Source organism: Pseudomonas sp. AKS31, assembly GCF_023634765.1.
Lineage (GTDB): Bacteria > Pseudomonadota > Gammaproteobacteria > Pseudomonadales > Pseudomonadaceae > Aquipseudomonas.
Window position 1 is genome coordinate 1 of sequence record NZ_JAMLFX010000009.1, and the last position, 16,325, is coordinate 16,325.

Annotated in this window: 15 protein-coding genes and 1 pseudogene; 8 read left to right on the forward strand and 8 right to left on the reverse strand. The window is 60.7% G+C overall.

Annotated features, from left to right (window positions below):
- Positions 1-119: 119 nt before the first annotated feature.
- A complete protein-coding gene (locus tag M9827_RS20535; RefSeq protein ID WP_250606881.1) occupies positions 120-572 on the reverse strand; it encodes a DMT family transporter in 453 nt (150 codons plus the stop codon).
- Positions 573-575: 3 nt separating this feature from the next.
- On the reverse strand, positions 576-1,061 hold the full coding sequence (locus tag M9827_RS20540) for a DMT family transporter (RefSeq protein ID WP_095051024.1): 486 nt from the start codon (positions 1,059-1,061) through the stop codon (positions 576-578).
- A 111-nt stretch (positions 1,062-1,172) separates the two neighbouring features.
- On the opposite strand from M9827_RS20540, the gene M9827_RS20545 reads away from it, so the two are divergent.
- A complete protein-coding gene (locus tag M9827_RS20545) occupies positions 1,173-2,108 on the forward strand; it encodes a LysR family transcriptional regulator (protein ID WP_250606882.1) in 936 nt (311 codons plus the stop codon).
- A gap of 207 nt (positions 2,109-2,315) precedes the next feature.
- Here M9827_RS20545 and ctpM read toward each other — a convergent pair whose 3' ends face one another.
- Together ctpM and M9827_RS20555 are read right to left on the reverse strand one after the other, a co-directional pair.
- Positions 2,316-3,998, reverse strand: coding sequence for a methyl-accepting chemotaxis protein CtpM (ctpM, locus tag M9827_RS20550; RefSeq protein WP_250606883.1), 1,683 nt, complete (start codon positions 3,996-3,998; stop codon positions 2,316-2,318).
- A gap of 200 nt (positions 3,999-4,198) precedes the next feature.
- Positions 4,199-5,515: a Na+/H+ antiporter family protein gene (locus M9827_RS20555; RefSeq protein ID WP_007920443.1), complete on the reverse strand. Its 1,317-nt coding sequence runs from the start codon at positions 5,513-5,515 to the stop codon at positions 4,199-4,201.
- A 1,399-nt stretch (positions 5,516-6,914) separates the two neighbouring features.
- On the opposite strand from M9827_RS20555, the pseudogene M9827_RS28035 reads away from it, so the two are divergent.
- Both M9827_RS28035 and M9827_RS28040 read left to right on the forward strand, forming a co-directional pair.
- Positions 6,915-7,061 (forward strand): annotated as a pseudogene (locus M9827_RS28035) (HAMP domain-containing protein); the annotation flags it as partial.
- Positions 7,062-7,163: 102 nt separating this feature from the next.
- Positions 7,164-7,919, forward strand: a complete 756-nt coding sequence (locus tag M9827_RS28040; protein WP_371857720.1) for a methyl-accepting chemotaxis protein — start codon at positions 7,164-7,166, stop codon at positions 7,917-7,919.
- A 249-nt stretch (positions 7,920-8,168) separates the two neighbouring features.
- On the opposite strand, the gene M9827_RS20565 is transcribed toward M9827_RS28040, so the two are convergent.
- Genes M9827_RS20565 through M9827_RS20580 form a run of 4 tightly spaced genes read right to left on the reverse strand, consistent with a single transcriptional unit; the run spans position 8,169 to position 10,770 of the window.
- The gene (locus M9827_RS20565; RefSeq protein WP_250606885.1) at positions 8,169-9,482 is read right to left on the reverse strand and encodes a sensor histidine kinase; all 1,314 of its coding nucleotides are present in this window, start codon (positions 9,480-9,482) and stop codon (positions 8,169-8,171) included.
- A complete protein-coding gene (locus M9827_RS20570; RefSeq protein WP_250606886.1) occupies positions 9,479-10,147 on the reverse strand; it encodes a response regulator transcription factor in 669 nt (222 codons plus the stop codon). Before M9827_RS20570 ends, M9827_RS20565 begins: the two co-directional genes overlap by 4 nt.
- 3 nt (positions 10,148-10,150) lie before the next feature.
- Positions 10,151-10,462: a PepSY domain-containing protein gene (locus M9827_RS20575; RefSeq protein WP_250606887.1), complete on the reverse strand. Its 312-nt coding sequence runs from the start codon at positions 10,460-10,462 to the stop codon at positions 10,151-10,153.
- Positions 10,462-10,770: a PepSY domain-containing protein gene (locus M9827_RS20580; RefSeq protein WP_250606888.1), complete on the reverse strand. Its 309-nt coding sequence runs from the start codon at positions 10,768-10,770 to the stop codon at positions 10,462-10,464. The genes M9827_RS20575 and M9827_RS20580 overlap by 1 nt, the downstream gene beginning before the upstream one ends.
- Before the next feature lie 149 nt (positions 10,771-10,919).
- On the opposite strand from M9827_RS20580, the gene M9827_RS20585 reads away from it, so the two are divergent.
- The 5 genes from M9827_RS20585 (at position 10,920) to codA (ending at position 16,229) form a co-directional block, all read left to right on the forward strand.
- Positions 10,920-11,999 carry a patatin-like phospholipase domain-containing protein gene (locus tag M9827_RS20585; protein ID WP_250606889.1) on the forward strand — a complete coding sequence of 360 codons (1,080 nt, stop codon included), beginning with the start codon at positions 10,920-10,922 and terminating at the stop codon, positions 11,997-11,999.
- 85 nt (positions 12,000-12,084) lie between these two features.
- The gene (gene queD / locus M9827_RS20590; RefSeq protein WP_007915588.1) at positions 12,085-12,441 is read left to right on the forward strand and encodes a 6-carboxytetrahydropterin synthase QueD; all 357 of its coding nucleotides are present in this window, start codon (positions 12,085-12,087) and stop codon (positions 12,439-12,441) included.
- Positions 12,442-12,641: 200 nt separating this feature from the next.
- Positions 12,642-13,454 (forward strand): alpha/beta fold hydrolase, encoded by an 813-nt coding sequence (locus M9827_RS20595; protein WP_250606890.1) that lies wholly within the window; start codon positions 12,642-12,644, stop codon positions 13,452-13,454.
- A gap of 240 nt (positions 13,455-13,694) precedes the next feature.
- Positions 13,695-14,966, forward strand: coding sequence for a cytosine permease (gene codB / locus M9827_RS20600; protein WP_250606891.1), 1,272 nt, complete (start codon positions 13,695-13,697; stop codon positions 14,964-14,966).
- Positions 14,967-14,981: 15 nt separating this feature from the next.
- Entirely contained in the window at positions 14,982-16,229 is a 1,248-nt protein-coding gene (gene codA, locus M9827_RS20605) for a cytosine deaminase (RefSeq protein ID WP_250606892.1), read from the forward strand.
- Positions 16,230-16,325: the final 96 nt, after the last annotated feature.

A 16,325-nucleotide genomic window follows, 5' to 3' on the forward strand; every position in this document is an offset into this window, starting at 1 on the left:
TCCCTGAATGAAATTTCAGCGATTTTACCGAAGACCTTGAAAGGGATGGCCGTAAGGGCGGAACCCTAAGTAGCCGTGACCGCAGCAACGGATATGTACTCAACCCAACCCAACCCAACTCACCCAACCCGACGCGAACTCCTGTACATAAACACCAAAGCCAACCCCAAACACCCCATCGCCAAAATCCTACTGGAAGAAAGCTCAATCGCCGGATTCCCCAGCCAGCCAAAATTATCAATCAACATCCCCATCCCCAACTGCCCGACAATCACCGCCACCGTCGCCACAGCCGTCCCCACCACAGGCACCGCCCCGACCATCACCATCATGTAGACCACACCAAACAGCGCCCCGGTCAACTGCCACTTCGGCACATCCAAAAGGCTCACCGCATGCGCCGGCTCAAAAAACAAAATCAACAACCCCGTCGTCACGGCACCCACAACGAACGTCAGCAAACTACTGCGCAACACCCCAACGCTCTCGCCCAGACGCCCATTGATCGCCGCCTGCACACTCAACACCGCACCGGCCAACACCACCACCGCCAACAAAATAACCAGACTCATCACTTAACCCCGCGCAATCAGAACAAGTGCCGCCACAATCAACCCCAACGCCAGCCACCGCTCGGCATTGACCTTCTTGCGCGTCGCCCCGAACCAGCCGAAGTGGTCGATCAACACACTCTTGCCGACCTGCCCGGACAGAATCGCGATCATGGTCATGGCAATGCCGATATGCGGCGTGGCCAACGTCAGCACCACCACATACATCGGCCCCAGAAAACCGCCAATCAACTGCCAACGCGGCAGATCGGTCAGTGCCGGGCCTTTTTGCGGGCCGGCGAACAACAGCAGCAAAAACAGAATCGCCGAGCCGACACCAAAGATGCTCAAAGTCGCCCACAGATGCCCGACCTGCACGCCCAACGGCCCGAGCAAACCCGCCTCCACCGACAAGCCCATGCCCGCGAGAATCACCAATGGCAGCAGCAACAAGCGCAGCCCCGATTTCGTCGCCGGTGCGCTGACGCTCACCTCATCCAACGTCTGCATAAACAACATTCCACTCAAGTAAACGATGGCGCGGATTATCGGCTGGCGCCGCTGTGCGATAAATGGGAGCATCCGGACAACACTTTTGCGTAAGTCGCACAGCAGGATGATATGCACGGGCTTAACGAACTCGGATTCAAAGCGCTAAGGCTGTTTGTCGCGGTGCTCGATCACGGCAGTTTTTCCGAAGTCGCCCGCCGCGAGGGCGTGGCGCCCTCCTCGATCTCCCGGCAGATCCAGTTGATGGAGCAGGCGCTCAATCAGCAATTGCTCTATCGCCACACCCGAGCGGTGACGCCAACCGAAGCCGGGCGCATGCTCGGTCACCATGCGCGGCTGGTGCTGGTGCAATTGGAGGAAGCCGAGCAGGCTTTGCAGGAACAGCAAAGCGAACCCACTGGACTGGTGCGCATCAACGCCCCGGTGGTGTTCGGCCAGCGGCATCTGACGCCGTGGCTCGGCCAGTTGTGCGCGCGCTATCCGAAGCTGCAACTGGATATCCAGCAAACCGACCATTACGTCGACCCGTTGCAGGAAGGCGCTGACCTGCTGTTTCGCATCGGCCCGCTGCACGACTCAAGCATGCAGGCACGGATTCTCGCGCCGCATCGCTTTCAGGTCGCGGCCAGCCCGGCGTATCTCAAGCGGCACGGCACGCCGCAGAAACCTGAAGATCTGGCGCAACACCAGTGCCTGGCTTACAAAGGCGCGGCCGGCCAGCAGCGCTGGTTTTTCCGCCGCGATGGCGAAGACTGGACGCCATACTCGGTGAAAGGCCCGATCACCGGCAACCACGCCGACACCCTGACCCAGGCCGCCGAACAGGGTTTGGGGCTGGTGATGTTTCCGTCATGGCTGATTGGCGAAGCAGTGCGCGACGGCACGCTGGTGCCGGTGTTGGGGGAATATCAGGTATCGAACAGTCTGGAGCCGCAGCAGATTGCAGTGCTGTGGCCGGGGAGCCGGCGGTTGTCGGTGAAGGTGCGCACGGTGATTGATTTCTTTGTCGAGTGCTTCGGTGAAGTGCCTTACTGGGATCGTCCCTGAAAGCTGAAAATCAAAAGCCCCTCACCCTAACCCTCTCCCAGAGGGAGAGGGGACTGATTGGGGGATGCTGTGGAATTACGTCGACCTGAAACAGCTTTACCGAATCCATAATCGACTCAATCTTTCAGGTCGATGTATGGCGCAAGACACCTTGGTCAGTCCCCTCTCCCTCCGGGAGAGGGCTAGGGTGAGGGGCTTTTCAGGCTGTCAGATCCGGAACTGCCCGACCAGTTTGCCAAGACGCTGCCCAAGCTCCGCCAGACTGCGCGACGTCTGCGCACCCAACTGCGTTTCATCGGCCACGCTGTCCACCGCCACCGCAATCTGATGCACGCTGCGGTTGATCTCTTCGGCCACCGCCGTCTGCTCTTCCGCCGCACTGGCGATCTGCGCGTTCATCGAATTGATCGTCGCGATCAACTCGGCCATCGCATCCAGCGAAGCACCGGCCTGATTGGCTTGCTGTGAGGTGCCGTCACCCGCTTCGCTGGAACGGCGCATCGCCTCCACCGCTTGCTGCGTGCCCGCCTGCAAACGATCGATCATGCCCTGAATTTCCTGAGTGCTGATCTGCGTACGGCTGGCCAGTGCCCGCACTTCGTCCGCCACCACCGCAAAGCCACGCCCGGCCTCACCAGCCCGCGCCGCTTCAATCGCGGCGTTGAGCGCCAGCAGGTTGGTCTGCTCGGCGATCGAGCGGATCACCCCGAGCACGCCGACAATCGACGTCACGTCCTGCTGCAGGCTGTCGAGCGACACGCCACTGCTGCGGATGTCATCGACCAACGCATGAATCTGCTTGATGCTGCCGGCCACCACGCGTTTCGCGCTCTGGCCTTCTTCGTCGGTCTGTTGCGCGGCGACGGCGGCGTTCTGCGCGCTCTTGGCCACTTCCTGGGCGGCAGCTGACATCTCGTTGATCGCGGTGGCGACCTGATCGGTCTCGTGGCGCTGACGCTCCATTGCCTGATCGGAACGCTGGGCCTGATCCGAGACTTGCGTCACCAGCCCGGTCAGTTGCGTGGTCATCTCGGTGATCTGCCGTACCAGGCCATGAATCTTGTCGACGAAGCGGTTGAACGAGCCGGCCAGTTCGCCCAGTTCATCCTGGCTGGTGATGTTCAGCCGACGCGTGAGGTCACCCTCACCCGCCGCGATGTCGTCGAGGTTGGCTTTCATGAGGGTCAACGGGCGCAAAATGGTATTGGCCAACAGCATCCCCGCCGCCGCAATCACCAACAGCACCACCACCGCGACGCCGACGATGCTCAGCACCACGCCTTGCATGCGTTCCTGCACCTGCGCTTCGACCAGCGCCACTTGCGCTTCGATGCCGTCGAGGTTGACCGACGTGCCAACGGCCATGTCCCACTTGGCCAGGTATTCGGTGTAACCGAGTTTCGGCACCAGCACATTGGCGTTGCCCGGCAGCGGCGAGCTGTATTGCAGATAGTGGGTGCCGTCCTTCGCCACGCTCACCAGGCCGCGGTTGACGTAAACGCCGTTCGGGTCGCGGTTGTCCTTGAAGCTTTTGCCCACGCCTTCGGGGTCGTTGGCCTTGAACAGGCGCACGGTCTCGGAGTCGTAGCCGAAGAAGTAGCCGTCCTTGCCGTAGCGAATGCCGGAGAGCAGTTTGATCGCTTGGGCGCGGGCCTCGTTATCACCCGGCGCGGCCGCGTCGTACAGCGGCTTAATGGTGGTCATGGCCACGGCGACGTAACTTTGCAGGGTGGCTTTGGCGTCGCCGAGCAGGCGTTCGCGGGTCTGTTCGACCTCTTTGTGCGCCTGTTCCTGAAGGATGAACAGCGTGGTCAGGCTGATGACCAGCGCAAAGAGCAACACCGGGAGAACGGCGAGGGACAGGACTTTAGCCTTGAGGCTCAGGCGCATTGTAGGCTCACTCTTTTGGTTTTATTGGCGTGGTTAAAGGCTTTAACGGCACGCGCAAGCAAAAGTTGAGCTTCGGTATGAGGATCGTTCCCACGCTCTGCGTGGGAATGCAACCCCGGACGCTCCGCGTCCAAAAACGTGACGCAGAGCGTCACAAGAGGCATTCCCACGCAGAGCGTGGGAACGATCACCGCTGGGGTTCAGAGGACCATCGCGGCCACCCAGCCGAACGCCAGCAACGGCAGGTTGTAATGCAGGAACGTCGGCACCACGGTGTCCCAGATGTGGTGATGCTGACCGTCAATGTTCAAACCGGAGGTCGGGCCGAGGGTCGAATCCGAGGCTGGCGAACCGGCATCGCCCAACGCACCGGCGGTGCCGACGATGCAGACAATGGCGATCGGGCTGAAACCCAGTTGCACGCACAGCGGCACGAAAATCGCCGCCAGAATCGGCACCGTGGAAAATGACGAACCAATGCCCATGGTCACCAGCAATCCGACCAGCAGCATCAACAACGCGCCGATGCCCTTGCTGTGATTGATCCACGACGCCGACGACTCGACCAGGGTCTGCACCTCACCGGTGGCCTTCATCACTTCGGCGAACCCGGAGGCGGCGATCATGATGAAGCCGATCATCGCCATCATCTTCATGCCCTCGGTGAAGAGGTCATCGGTCTCGCGCCACTTCACAATGCCCGACACCGAGAAGATCAGGAAACCGACCAGCGCCCCGATAATCATCGAGTCCAACAACAGTTGCACGATGAACGCAGCGGCAATCGCCACACCGGCAATCATCAGGCTCAGCGGGTTGTACTGCACCGCCACTTGCTCGACCTGCTCGATCTTCGCCAGGTCGTAGACACGCCGCTTGCGATAAGTGATGAACGCCATGGCCAGGCCGAAGACCATGCCCAGCGCGGGAATGCCCATGGCGTGGGTGACATTGATACCGCTGATGTCGACACCGCTGCGCGCAACATTTGCCAACAGAATTTCATTGAGGAAGATGTTGCCAAAACCCACCGGCAGAAACATGTACGGGGTAATCAGACCGAACGTCATGACGCAGGCGATCAGGCGGCGGTCAAGTTGCAGCTTGGTCAGTACATAAAGAAGCGGCGGTACCAGCAGCGGAATGAACGCGATGTGGATCGGCAGAATGTTCTGCGAGGCAATCGCCACCACCCACAACAGGCCGATCAACAGCCATTTGACGCTGCCACCGCCGGTCGCGTGCTGACGATCGACCATCGCCAGGGCCTTGTCGGCCAGCGCATGGGCCAGGCCGGACTTGGCAATCGCCACGGCGAAAGCACCGAGCAAGGCGTAAGACAACGCCACCGTCGCCCCACCGCCCAGGCCGCTGTTGAACGCCTTGAGCGTGGCGTCGATGCCCAGACCACCGGTCAGACCGCCGACCAATGCGCCGACGATCAGGGCGATCACCACGTGCACGCGGGACAAGCTGAGAATCAGCATGACGCCGACCGCCGCTATGACTGCATTCATTTCACTACCTCAAAAAACACTGCGGTGGAAAACACACCGTCAGACAGGATGAGTCCGCACAGGTTGACCGGCGGATTTGCAAAGAGGGTCTTATTAGAAGGGCGCGCACTGTGAATGAAGCAGCGGCAAGCTGCAAGTCACAAGCTGCAAGCTTTTGCGTTTTTTCGCTTGCAGCTTGCGGCTCGGAGCTCAAGAAAGCTGCTCTTGGGCCGTTACAGTGCAAAGTCTCAGATATTTATCGAATAAGGACGTCTCCATGTCGCTCAGACAACTTTCCATCCAATGGAAAATCACCCTGCTCGCCGGCCTCTGCCTGGCCGGTATCGTGACCCTGTTGGTGGGTCTTTCGCTGTATCGCATGGAGCACAGTTCTGAACTGGTGAAAGCTTCGAGCATGGAGATGCTCACTGAGTCGGCGCAAGCGCGCATCGAGTCGCAAGGTGAAGTGCAGGCCGCCGGCATTCGCCAGCAGTTCATGGACGCCTATCAGTACGGCCACGGCTTTTCGCGGCAGGTGCTGTTCCTGCGCGAGCAGGCCGAGAAGCGTTTCCTTGATGCCTTCGACCTGCGCGAAGACATGACCCGCCAGGTCAAATCGGCGCTGCAAGCCAATCCTGACCTGCTCGGCCTGTCGCTGGTGTTCGAAGCCAATGCGCTGGACGGCAAAGATGAACTGTTTGCCGGTCAGGCTGAACTGGGCAGCAACGACAAGGGCCGGTTCGCCCTGTACTGGTCGCAACCGACGCCGGGCAACGTCACCTCGATGGCCCTGCCGGAAAGCGACATGACCGACACCAGCACTGGCCCCAGTGGTCAGGCGGCCAACGCCTGGTTCACCTGCCCGCGCGCCACGCTCAAGCCGTGCGTGATCGAACCGTACTTCTATGTGATCGACGGGCAAAAAGTGCTGATGACCAGCATCGTCTTCCCGCTGATGGTCAACGGCAAAGTCATCGCCTCGCTGTCGGTCGACATCAACCTCAACAGCCTGCAAGCGATCAGCCAAAGCGCGAGCAAGAAGCTTTATGACGGCCAGACCGCGGTGAGCATCATCAGCCCTGCCGGCCTGCTCGCCGGCTACAGCCCGGATGCCGGCAAACTCAGTCAGCGCCTGGATGCCGTCGACAAGCTCAGCGGTACCGAACTGCTGAGCAAGCTCGCCTCCAGCACCAGCGTCAGCAGCCTGCACAGCAACGGCCAGTTGAAAGTGCTGTCGCCGTTCCAGCCGATTCCCGGCGGCCCATCGTGGGGCGTGTTGCTGGATGTGCCGGAAAAAGTCCTGGTCAGCCGCGCCGAAGCGCTCAAGCAACAACTGGATGCGAGCAACACCTCCGGCACCTTGATCGAATTGAGCCTCGGTGTGTTGGCCGCATTGGTCGGCCTGCTGCTGGTGTGGCTGATGGCGCGCAGCGTAACCAGACCGATCCTCGGTGTGGCGCACATGCTGGAAGACATCGCCAGCGGCGAAGGCGATCTGACTCGCCGTCTGGCCTACGACAAAAAGGACGAACTCGGCCAGTTGGCCGGTTGGTTCAACAAGTTCCTCGACAAGTTGCAGCCGATCATTGCCGAAGTGAAACGCTCGGTGCAGGACGCGCGCAACACCGCCGACCAGTCCTCTGCCATCGCCACTCAGACCAGCGCCGGCATGGAACAGCAATACCGCCAGGTCGATCAGGTCGCCACCGCGTCCCACGAGATGAGCGCCACCGCGCAAGACGTCGCACGCAGCGCCGCGCAGGCTGCCGAGGCCGCCAAGGATGCTGATCGCGCCACCCGTCAGGGCCTGACCGTGATCGATCGCACCACGGCGAGCATCGACACCCTCGCTGCCGACATGAGTGCGGCGATGGTGCAAGTTGAAGGGCTGGCGGCCAACAGCGAGAAAATCGGCGCGGTACTGGAAACCATTCGGGCCATCGCCGAACAGACCAACCTGCTCGCGCTCAACGCCGCGATCGAAGCGGCCCGTGCCGGTGAAGCCGGACGTGGCTTTGCCGTGGTCGCCGACGAAGTGCGTAACCTCGCCCGCCGCACGCAAGAGTCGGTGGAAGAAACCCGTCAGGTCATCGAGCAACTGCAAACCGGTACGCAGGATGTGGTCGGCTCGATGGGCAACAGCCATCGCCAGGCTCAGGGCAGTGTCGAACAGGTTGGCCAAGCGGTAACCGCGCTGCGTCAGATCGGCGATGCGGTGACGGTAATCAGTGACATGAACCTGCAGATTGCCAGTGCCGCTGAAGAGCAGAGTGCGGTGGCCGAGGAGATCAATAACAACGTGGCGACGATCCGCGATGTGACCGAGTCGTTGTCCGGACAGGCGAATGAATCGGCGCGGGTGAGTCAGTCGCTCAATAGCCTGGCGAATCAGCAGCAGAGTTTGATGGATCAGTTTCGGGTGTGATTCGAGATTGGGGGGTGTCAGGTAGATCCTTGCCCCCTCACCCCAGCCCTCTCCCCCAAGGGGGCGAGGGGGAAAGGGAGCCGATCTGCATGCCATTCAAAACCTGAGTTCGCTCGGTGTTTCGGATCACGATGATGCTTTCAAACCCTGAGTTCAGCTCGGTGTTTCAGGTCGGTGTACCTCGAACACACACCTCGGTCAGTCCCCTCTCCCTCTGGGAGAGGGCTAGGGTGAGGGGCCTTTAGAGGCTCACCGCCGAGGCAACTCGATCACCACTTTCAACCCGCCCCACTCACTCTCGCCCAACACCAGCAACCCGCCCCACGTGTCGACGATGTCGCGCACAATCCCCAGCCCCAAGCCATGCCCATGGGTCTGCTCATCCAGCCGCGTGCCCCGGCTGAACACCTCAGTGCGCTGCTCTTCGGGAATCCCCGGGCCGTCATCTTCGACGCTCAGGGCAAAGCCATCCGAACGTTCGATCACGCTCAGGCGCACTTCGGCATCCGCCCACTTGCAGGCGTTGTCCAAGAGATTCCCCAGCAATTCGAGCAAATCCTCGCGATCCCACGGCAGTTGCAATCCCGCCGGGGCGACATAGCTCAGCGCCAGATGCTCGCCGTGAATCATGTTCAGCGTCGCCAACAATCCCGGCAGTTCCGCATCACAATCAAACAACGCACCCGGCAGCGCATCGCCGGACAGCCGTGCACGGTTCAACTCGCGATTGAGCCGCTGCTGCACTTGCTCCAGCTGCTCCTTGAGCACCTTGCGTAACTCGGGATGCGCATCGAGTTTTTCGCTGGAGGCCAGGCTCAACAACACCGCCAGCGGCGTTTTCAACGCGTGCCCGAGATTGCCCAAAGCATTGCGTGAACGCTTGAGGCTGTCTTCAGTGTGCGCGAGCAAATGGTTGATTTGCGCCACCAACGGCTCGAGTTCCACCGGCACCTGATCATCCAGTTGCGAACGCTGGCCCTGCTGCAATTGCGCGATCTGTTCGCGAGCCTTTTCCAGCGGTTTCAACGCACGGCGCACGGTCAATCGCTGCAAGAACAAAATCAACAACAACGCCGCCAGACCCAGGCCGAGGCCGATCTGGCGCATGCGCTGGAAGCTCTCGCGCACCGGCGTGTAGTCCTGCGCGACGCTGATCGAAATCGACTGGCCCAGACGCCGATAATCCGAGCGCAGCACCAGCAACTGCTGACCGTCCGGCCCCAGTTGCAGATTGCTGTGCAGACCGGGATGGTCGAGCAGCGGCAGGTCCTGATCCCACAACGAGCGCGAACGCCAGTGGCTGTCGGCAAAATCGATGCGGAAATAGTGCCCGGAAAACGGCCGCTGATAAGCCGGCGACAGATGCCGTTCATCCAGCTGCAAACCTTGCGGGCCACGCACTAACGCGACCAACAGACTCTCACTGTCGTTGCGCAGGCCAGCTTCGAGGTAGCGCTGCAAACCCACCTCGAACAACCACAGGCTGGTTTGTGCGACCACCACGCCAACGACCACCATCACGCTGATCAGACCCAGGCTCAAGCGGCGCTGGATCGACCTCACGAAGCTTGCCCGCCGAACAGGTAACCCTGGCCGCGACGGGTTTCGATCACGCTTTTGCCGAGCTTGCGCCGCAGGTGATTGACGTGCACTTCGAGGACGTTGGAATCGCGCTCGGTTTCACCGTCGTAAAGGTGCTCGGCAAGGTGGCTTTTAGAGAGGATCTGCTCCGGGTGCAGCATGAAATACCGCAGCAGGCGGAACTCGGCGGCGGTCAGTTGAATATCGGCGCCGTCGCGCACCACGCACTGGCGGCCCTCATCCAGATGCAGACCGGCTGCCTGCAATGTCGGCTGATTGGCCTGGCCTTTGGAACGGCGCAACAGCGATTGAATGCGCAACTGCAACTCTTCGGGGTGGAACGGTTTGGTCAGGTAATCATCGGCACCGGCCTTCAGACCTTCGATGCGCTCGGCCCAGGAGTCACGCGCGGTAAGGATCAGCACCGGAATCGCCAGACCGCCGGCGCGCCATTTCGCCAACACCTCAAGTCCCGGCACACCCGGCAGGCCAAGGTCGAGAATGATCAGGTCATACGGCTCGCTGCTGCCTTGATACAGCGCATCACGCCCGTCCGCCAGCCAATCCACCGCGTAACCTTGCCGTTGCAGGCTGGCGAGCAATTCGTCGGCCAGCGGTACGTGGTCTTCCACCAAAAGCAAACGCATCGATCAATCTTCCTTGTCTTTCACAAGTTCACCGGTATCGGCCTTCAAGTGCAGCTCACGGGCGACACCTTCGACGGTCAGCAACTCGACTTCATAAATGTACACGTCGTGTTTTTCTTCCAGCTCGACTTCCAGCAGTTTTGCGCCGGGATAGCGATCCATTGCCTGCTGCAGCACCTGCTCCAGCGGCAAGATCACGCCCTTCTCACGCAGACTCAGAGCCTCGTCCTGATCGAGGTCGCGAGCCATTGCTGACGAGCAGAAAATCACCAGCGCCAATGCCGTACGGCGGGTGGCGCGAACATTAACCTTCATTACTTTTCCTGATGATCCTTGAGAACCTGCCCAGTCACCGCGTCTAATTCCAGATCCCACTCCAGCCCTTGAGGATCACGCATTTCGATCTGGTAGGTGTACTTGCCGTACTCCGCTTCCAGCTCGGTTTCAGTGATCGTCGAACCCGGGTGCTTTTCCAGCGCCGTGGCGTTGAGCTTCTCGAAGGAGACGATAGTACCAGCGTCGCGCAGACGCAGGGCTTCGTCGGGGCCGAGATCGCGGGCGTGGGCGAGGTTGGCGGTGAAGCCGATGATCGCGGCAGTGGACAGGGCAGTCAGGGTTTTCATGGGGTCTCCGTATTTTTATGTGTTGCTTTACGGTGGGCACCTTAGCGGGATGAACTTAACTGAAACTGAATTGCCATCATTGCCCCAGCTCCTACAGGATTTTGTAACATGTGCTTATAATTGTTCGCTTGCTAACGATCGAGACCGGTATGACCGCCATCCACATCAAATTCCCCGCCCTCACCCTCAAGGCCGGCCCGCGTGCCATGGCGCGCATTCGTGCGCAAGGCCTGAACGCTGCCGACGTCGGCACCCTGCCCGGTGCTGCCGGTGGGCCGAAGGCGTTGGGGATTCAGGGGCTGGATCTGGCGCTGTTCGGTGAATGGCTGCCGAGTGCACCGCGTGAGCGTTCGCTGATCGGCGCTTCGGTCGGTTCCTGGCGCTTCGCCAGCGCTTGCCTGCCAGACGCTGCAGAAGGCATTCGCCGCCTCGGTCATCTCTATGCCGAGCAAAACTTCAACAAAGGCGTGACCATGGCCGAGATCAGTCAGAGCTCGCAGCGCATGCTCAATGACCTGCTCGACGGCCGCGACGCGAGCATCCTCGACAACGCGCATTACCGCCTGAACATCATGGTGGTGAAAAGTCAGGGACGTCTGGCTGATGACCATCGTGGTCGACTGGGCCTGGCACTGGGTTCGGTGATCGCCGACAACCTGCGCGGCCGCGCACGGCTGTCGCGACACTTCGAACGCTTGATCATCCACGACCCACGCCTGGCCCCGCCGGTGAATGCACTGAACGACTTCCCGTCGCGCTTCGTCGCCCTGAATGCCGGCAACCTGCGGCAGGCCCTGCTCGCCTCGGGGTCGATCCCGATGGTCATGGAAGGTGTGCGTGATTTGCCGGGCGCCGGTGCTGGCACTTTCCGCGATGGCGGGCTGCTCGACTATCACCTCGACCTGCCCTACAGCGGCGACGGCATCGTGCTCTATCCACACTTCACCGACCGGGTGATTCCGGGCTGGTTCGACAAGACCCTGCCATGGCGCAAGGCCTCGGTGGAGCGCTTGCAAGACGTTCTGCTGCTCGCTCCGTCCAGGGAATATCTGGCGCGCCTGCCCTACGGCAAACTGCCTGACCGCAACGACTTCAAACGCTTCATGGGCGATGCGCCGAGCCGGCAGAAATACTGGCACGCGGCGATGGACGAGAGCCGGCGCCTAGGTGATGAGTTCCTCGAACTGACTGCCAATGGTCGCCTCGCCGAGCGCTTGCTGACCCTTTAGTCAGCACGGCCAAACACAAGCTGGTAAACTCGCCGCCTGCCCGAATCGCTGCGGCGAACGCCATCTGAACAGAGCCGAAAATACTGTGGAAATCTTCAAGGAATTTACTTTCGAATCCGCCCACCGCCTACCGCACGTCCCGGACGGCCACAAGTGCGGGCGTCTGCACGGTCACTCGTTCAAAGTGGCGCTTCACCTCAGCGGCGACCTCGATCCGCACACCGGCTGGATCCGCGATTTCTCCGAAATCAAGGCGATTTTCAAGCCGTTGTACGAGCGTCTGGATCACAACTACCTGAATGACATTCCCGGCCTGGAAAACCCGACCAGCGAAGTGCTGGCCAAATTCATCTGGAATGAAATGAAGCCGTTGCTGCCGGAACTGAGCGCGATCCGTATTCACGAGACCTGCACCAGCGGTTGCATCTATCGCGGCGAGTAACCTGGGAGATCTCCCTTGTAGGAGCTGCCGAAGGCTGCGATCTTTTGATCTTGATCTTAAAAACAAAGATCAACAGATCGCAGCCTTCGGCAGCTCCTACAGAGAGATTGGTGTTTTGTCCGGGAAATAAAGAACAGCCTTCACGGCTGTTTTTTTACGCCTATGCTTTTTGGCTCCCAACCCGCCAAGAGGACAGGCCCATGACAGACTGGCTGCTGGATCAGGTCTTTGACTTCAACGGCCGACAAGTTCGCTACGCCATACGCGGCGACGGCCCACCGCTGGTATTCGTGCATGGCACGCCGTTTTCGTCATACGTGTGGCACCGGATCGCACCGCACTTTTTCGCCACGCATCGCGTGTACTACTTCGATCTGCTGGGCTACGGGCGTTCCGAACAGCCCGACGCCGACGTCTCCCTCGGCGTGCAAAACCAACTGCTGGCGCAACTGCTCGATCACTGGAATCTAAAGTGCCCTGACGTCGTCGCCCACGACTTCGGCGGCGCCACCGTGCTGCGTGCACACCTGCTCAACGGCAAGGATTACCGCAGCCTGACCCTGATCGATCCAGTGGCATTGTCACCTTGGGGTTCGCCGTTCGTGCAGCATGTGCGTCAGCATGAAGCGGCGTTCAGCAGCCTGCCCGATTACATCCAGCGCGCCATCGTGCCGACCTATATTCGCGGGGCGATTCACCGCGAGATTGCCGATGAAGAGCTGGCGCCCTACGTGCAGCCGTGGCTGGGCGATCCGGGACAAGCGGCGTTCTATCGGCAGATTGCGCAGATGGATGAGCGCTATACCCGTGAGGCCGAAGGTCTGTACCCAACGATTCGCTGCCCGGTGCAGATTCTTTGGGGCGAAGACGATCAGTGGATTCCCGTCGAGCGTGGCCGCGCGTTACAGCAGATGATCCCGGGGTCACGATTCCACCCGATCCCCGACGCCGGCCACCTCGTTCAGGAAGACGCCCCCGAAGCCATTGTCGCCGCCCTGCTGCGCTTTCTCTGACCCAACACCTATCCACCTGTAGGAGCTGCCGAAGGCTGCGATCTTTTGATTTTGCTTTTTAAAACAAGATCAAAAGATCGCAGCCTTCGGCAGCTCCTACATTGGGCCTCGGTCTGTTCAGGTGCACTGTTTTCGCGCCTGCCGACGCGACTCGTCTATACATAACCCGCGCCACCCGGCATTTGGCACGACCACTGCAACCCTCCCCCGCGTCTCCTCCATTCCAGCAAGGACCGCCCCATGACGCAGAACGATCCCGGCAACGATTACCCGCTTAGCGAAGTCCCCATGCATGCGCGCAAAGGCCTGGCCTCGACGGCCATGGTCTTGCTCGGCTTCACGTTTTTCACCGCGACCATGTTTGCCGGCGGCAAGCTCGGTGTGGCGTTCAGTTTTGGCGAGATGATGGCGGTGATTGTCGTCGGCAACCTGCTGCTGGGTTTGTATGCGGCGGGTCTGGGTTACATCGCCTTCAAAAGCGGCCTCAACTCGGTGTTGATGGGACGCTTCTGCTTCGGCGAAGTCGGCAGCAAGCTCAGCGACCTGATCCTCGGTTTCACCCAGATCGGCTGGTACGCCTGGGGCACGGCCACGGCTGCCGTTGTGATCGGTAAATATTTCAATCTCGACGAAGGCACGGTGCTCGGCTTGATGGTGCTGTTCGGTCTGCTGTTCTGCGCCACGGCTTATGTCGGTTATCGCGGACTAGAGATTCTGTCGTACATCGCGGTGCCGGCGATGATGTTATTGCTAATGCTGTCGATGTGGGTGGCGACGGTGAAAGTTGGCGGGTTCGAGGGTTTGCTCAGCGTCGTACCAAGCGGTTCGCTGGACTGGTCGACGGCGATCACCCTGGTGTTCGGCACCTTCGTCAGCGGCGCAACGCAGGCGACCAACTGGACACGCTTTTCGCGCTCGGCGCGCGTGGCGGTGCTGGCCAGCCTGATTGGTTTTTTCATCGGCAACGGTCTGATGGTGCTGATCGGCGCATACGGCGCCATCGTCTATCAACAGCCGGACGTGGTGGAAGTGCTGCTGTTGCAAGGCTTTGCCATGGCCGCGATGGCCATGCTGTTGCTGAACATCTGGAGCACCCAGGACAACACCATCTACAACTTCGCCGTCGCCGGTTGCAACCTGCTGCGCACCGACCGGCGCAAAACCGTGACCCTTGCCGGTGCGGTGATCGGCACCCTGCTCGCGCTGCTGGGCATGTACGACATGCTGGTGCCGTACCTGATTCTGCTCGGCACGGTGATTCCGCCGATTGGCGGGGTGATCATGGCGGACTTTTTCTTCCGTTGGCGCGGGCATTATCCGCGTCTGGCCGACGCACGGTTGCCGGCGTTCAACTGGCCGGGCCTCGGGGCTTATGCAGTCGGCACCGTCGCTGCGTTCAGCTCGCCGTGGGTCGCGCCGCTGGTAGGGATCGCCGCTGCCGCGCTAACGTATGTCATCGTCACCGGCGTGCTCGGCGCTCGCCGCGCCAGCGCGCCACTACAAGATCTATAAAAAAGGATTCGCCTGATGCACATCATCAACGCCCGTTTGCGCAACCAGGAAGGTCTGCACGAATTACACCTCGAAGACGGCCTGATCCGCAGCATCGCCCGGCAGACCGAAGCGCCGACCCTTGGCCCGGGTGACCTCGACGCCGGCGGCAATCTGGTGGTGCCGCCCTTCGTCGAGCCGCACATTCACCTCGACGCCACCCTCACCGCCGGCGAGCCGCGCTGGAACATGAGCGGCACGCTGTTCGAAGGCATCGAGTGCTGGGGCGAACGCAAGGTCACCATCACCGAAGAAGACACCAAGACCCGCGCCAAGAAAACCATTCAGGCGCTGGCCGCTCACGGCATTCAACACGTACGCACCCACGTCGACGTCACCGACCCGCAACTCACCGCGCTCAAAGCCATGCTCGAAGTGCGCGAGGAAAGCCGTCACCTGATTGACCTGCAAATCGTCGCGTTCCCGCAGGAAGGCATCGAGTCGTTCCGCAACGGTCGCGAGCTGATGGAAGAAGCGATCCGCATGGGCGCGGACGTGGTCGGCGGGATTCCGCATTTCGAGTACACCCGCGATCAAGGTGTGAGTTCGGTGAAGTTCCTCATGGACCTGGCCGAGCGCACCGGTTGCCTGGTCGACGTGCATTGCGACGAAACCGACGACCCGCATTCGCGCTTCCTTGAAGTGCTCGCCGAAGAAGCACGCAGTCGCGACATGGGCGCGCTCGTCACCGCCAGCCACACCACGGCGATGGGTTCTTACGACAACGCCTACTGCGCCAAACTGTTCCGTTTGCTCGGCCATTCCGGGATCAGCTTTGTCTCCTGCCCGACCGAGAGCATTCATCTGCAAGGACGTTTCGACAACTTCCCGAAACGCCGGGGCGTGACCCGTGTGAATGAACTGCTCGAAGCGGGGATGAATGTGTGTTTCGGTCAAGATTCCATCGTCGACCCGTGGTATCCGCTGGGCAACGGCAACATCCTCCGAGTGCTTGAGGCGGGGCTGCACATTTGCCACATGCTCGGTTATCGCAACCTGCAAAGCGCGCTGGATCTGGTTACCGACAACAGCGCCAAGGCCATGCACCTGGGCGAGCGTTATGGCCTGGAACAGGGGCGCCCGGCGAACTTGTTGATCTTGTCGGCGGACAGCGATTACGAGGTGATCCGCAGTCAGGGGCTGCCGTTGTATTCGATTCGCGGTGGCAAGGTGTTGATGAAGCGGCAGATGCCGGTGGTGGAGTTCAGTGGTGAACTGAGCTGAGAGGCGCACCGTCAATCCAATGTGGGAGCGAGCCTGCTCGCGAAGAGGTTGGCACATTCAACATCAATATGACTGACCTACCGCTTTCGCGAGCAG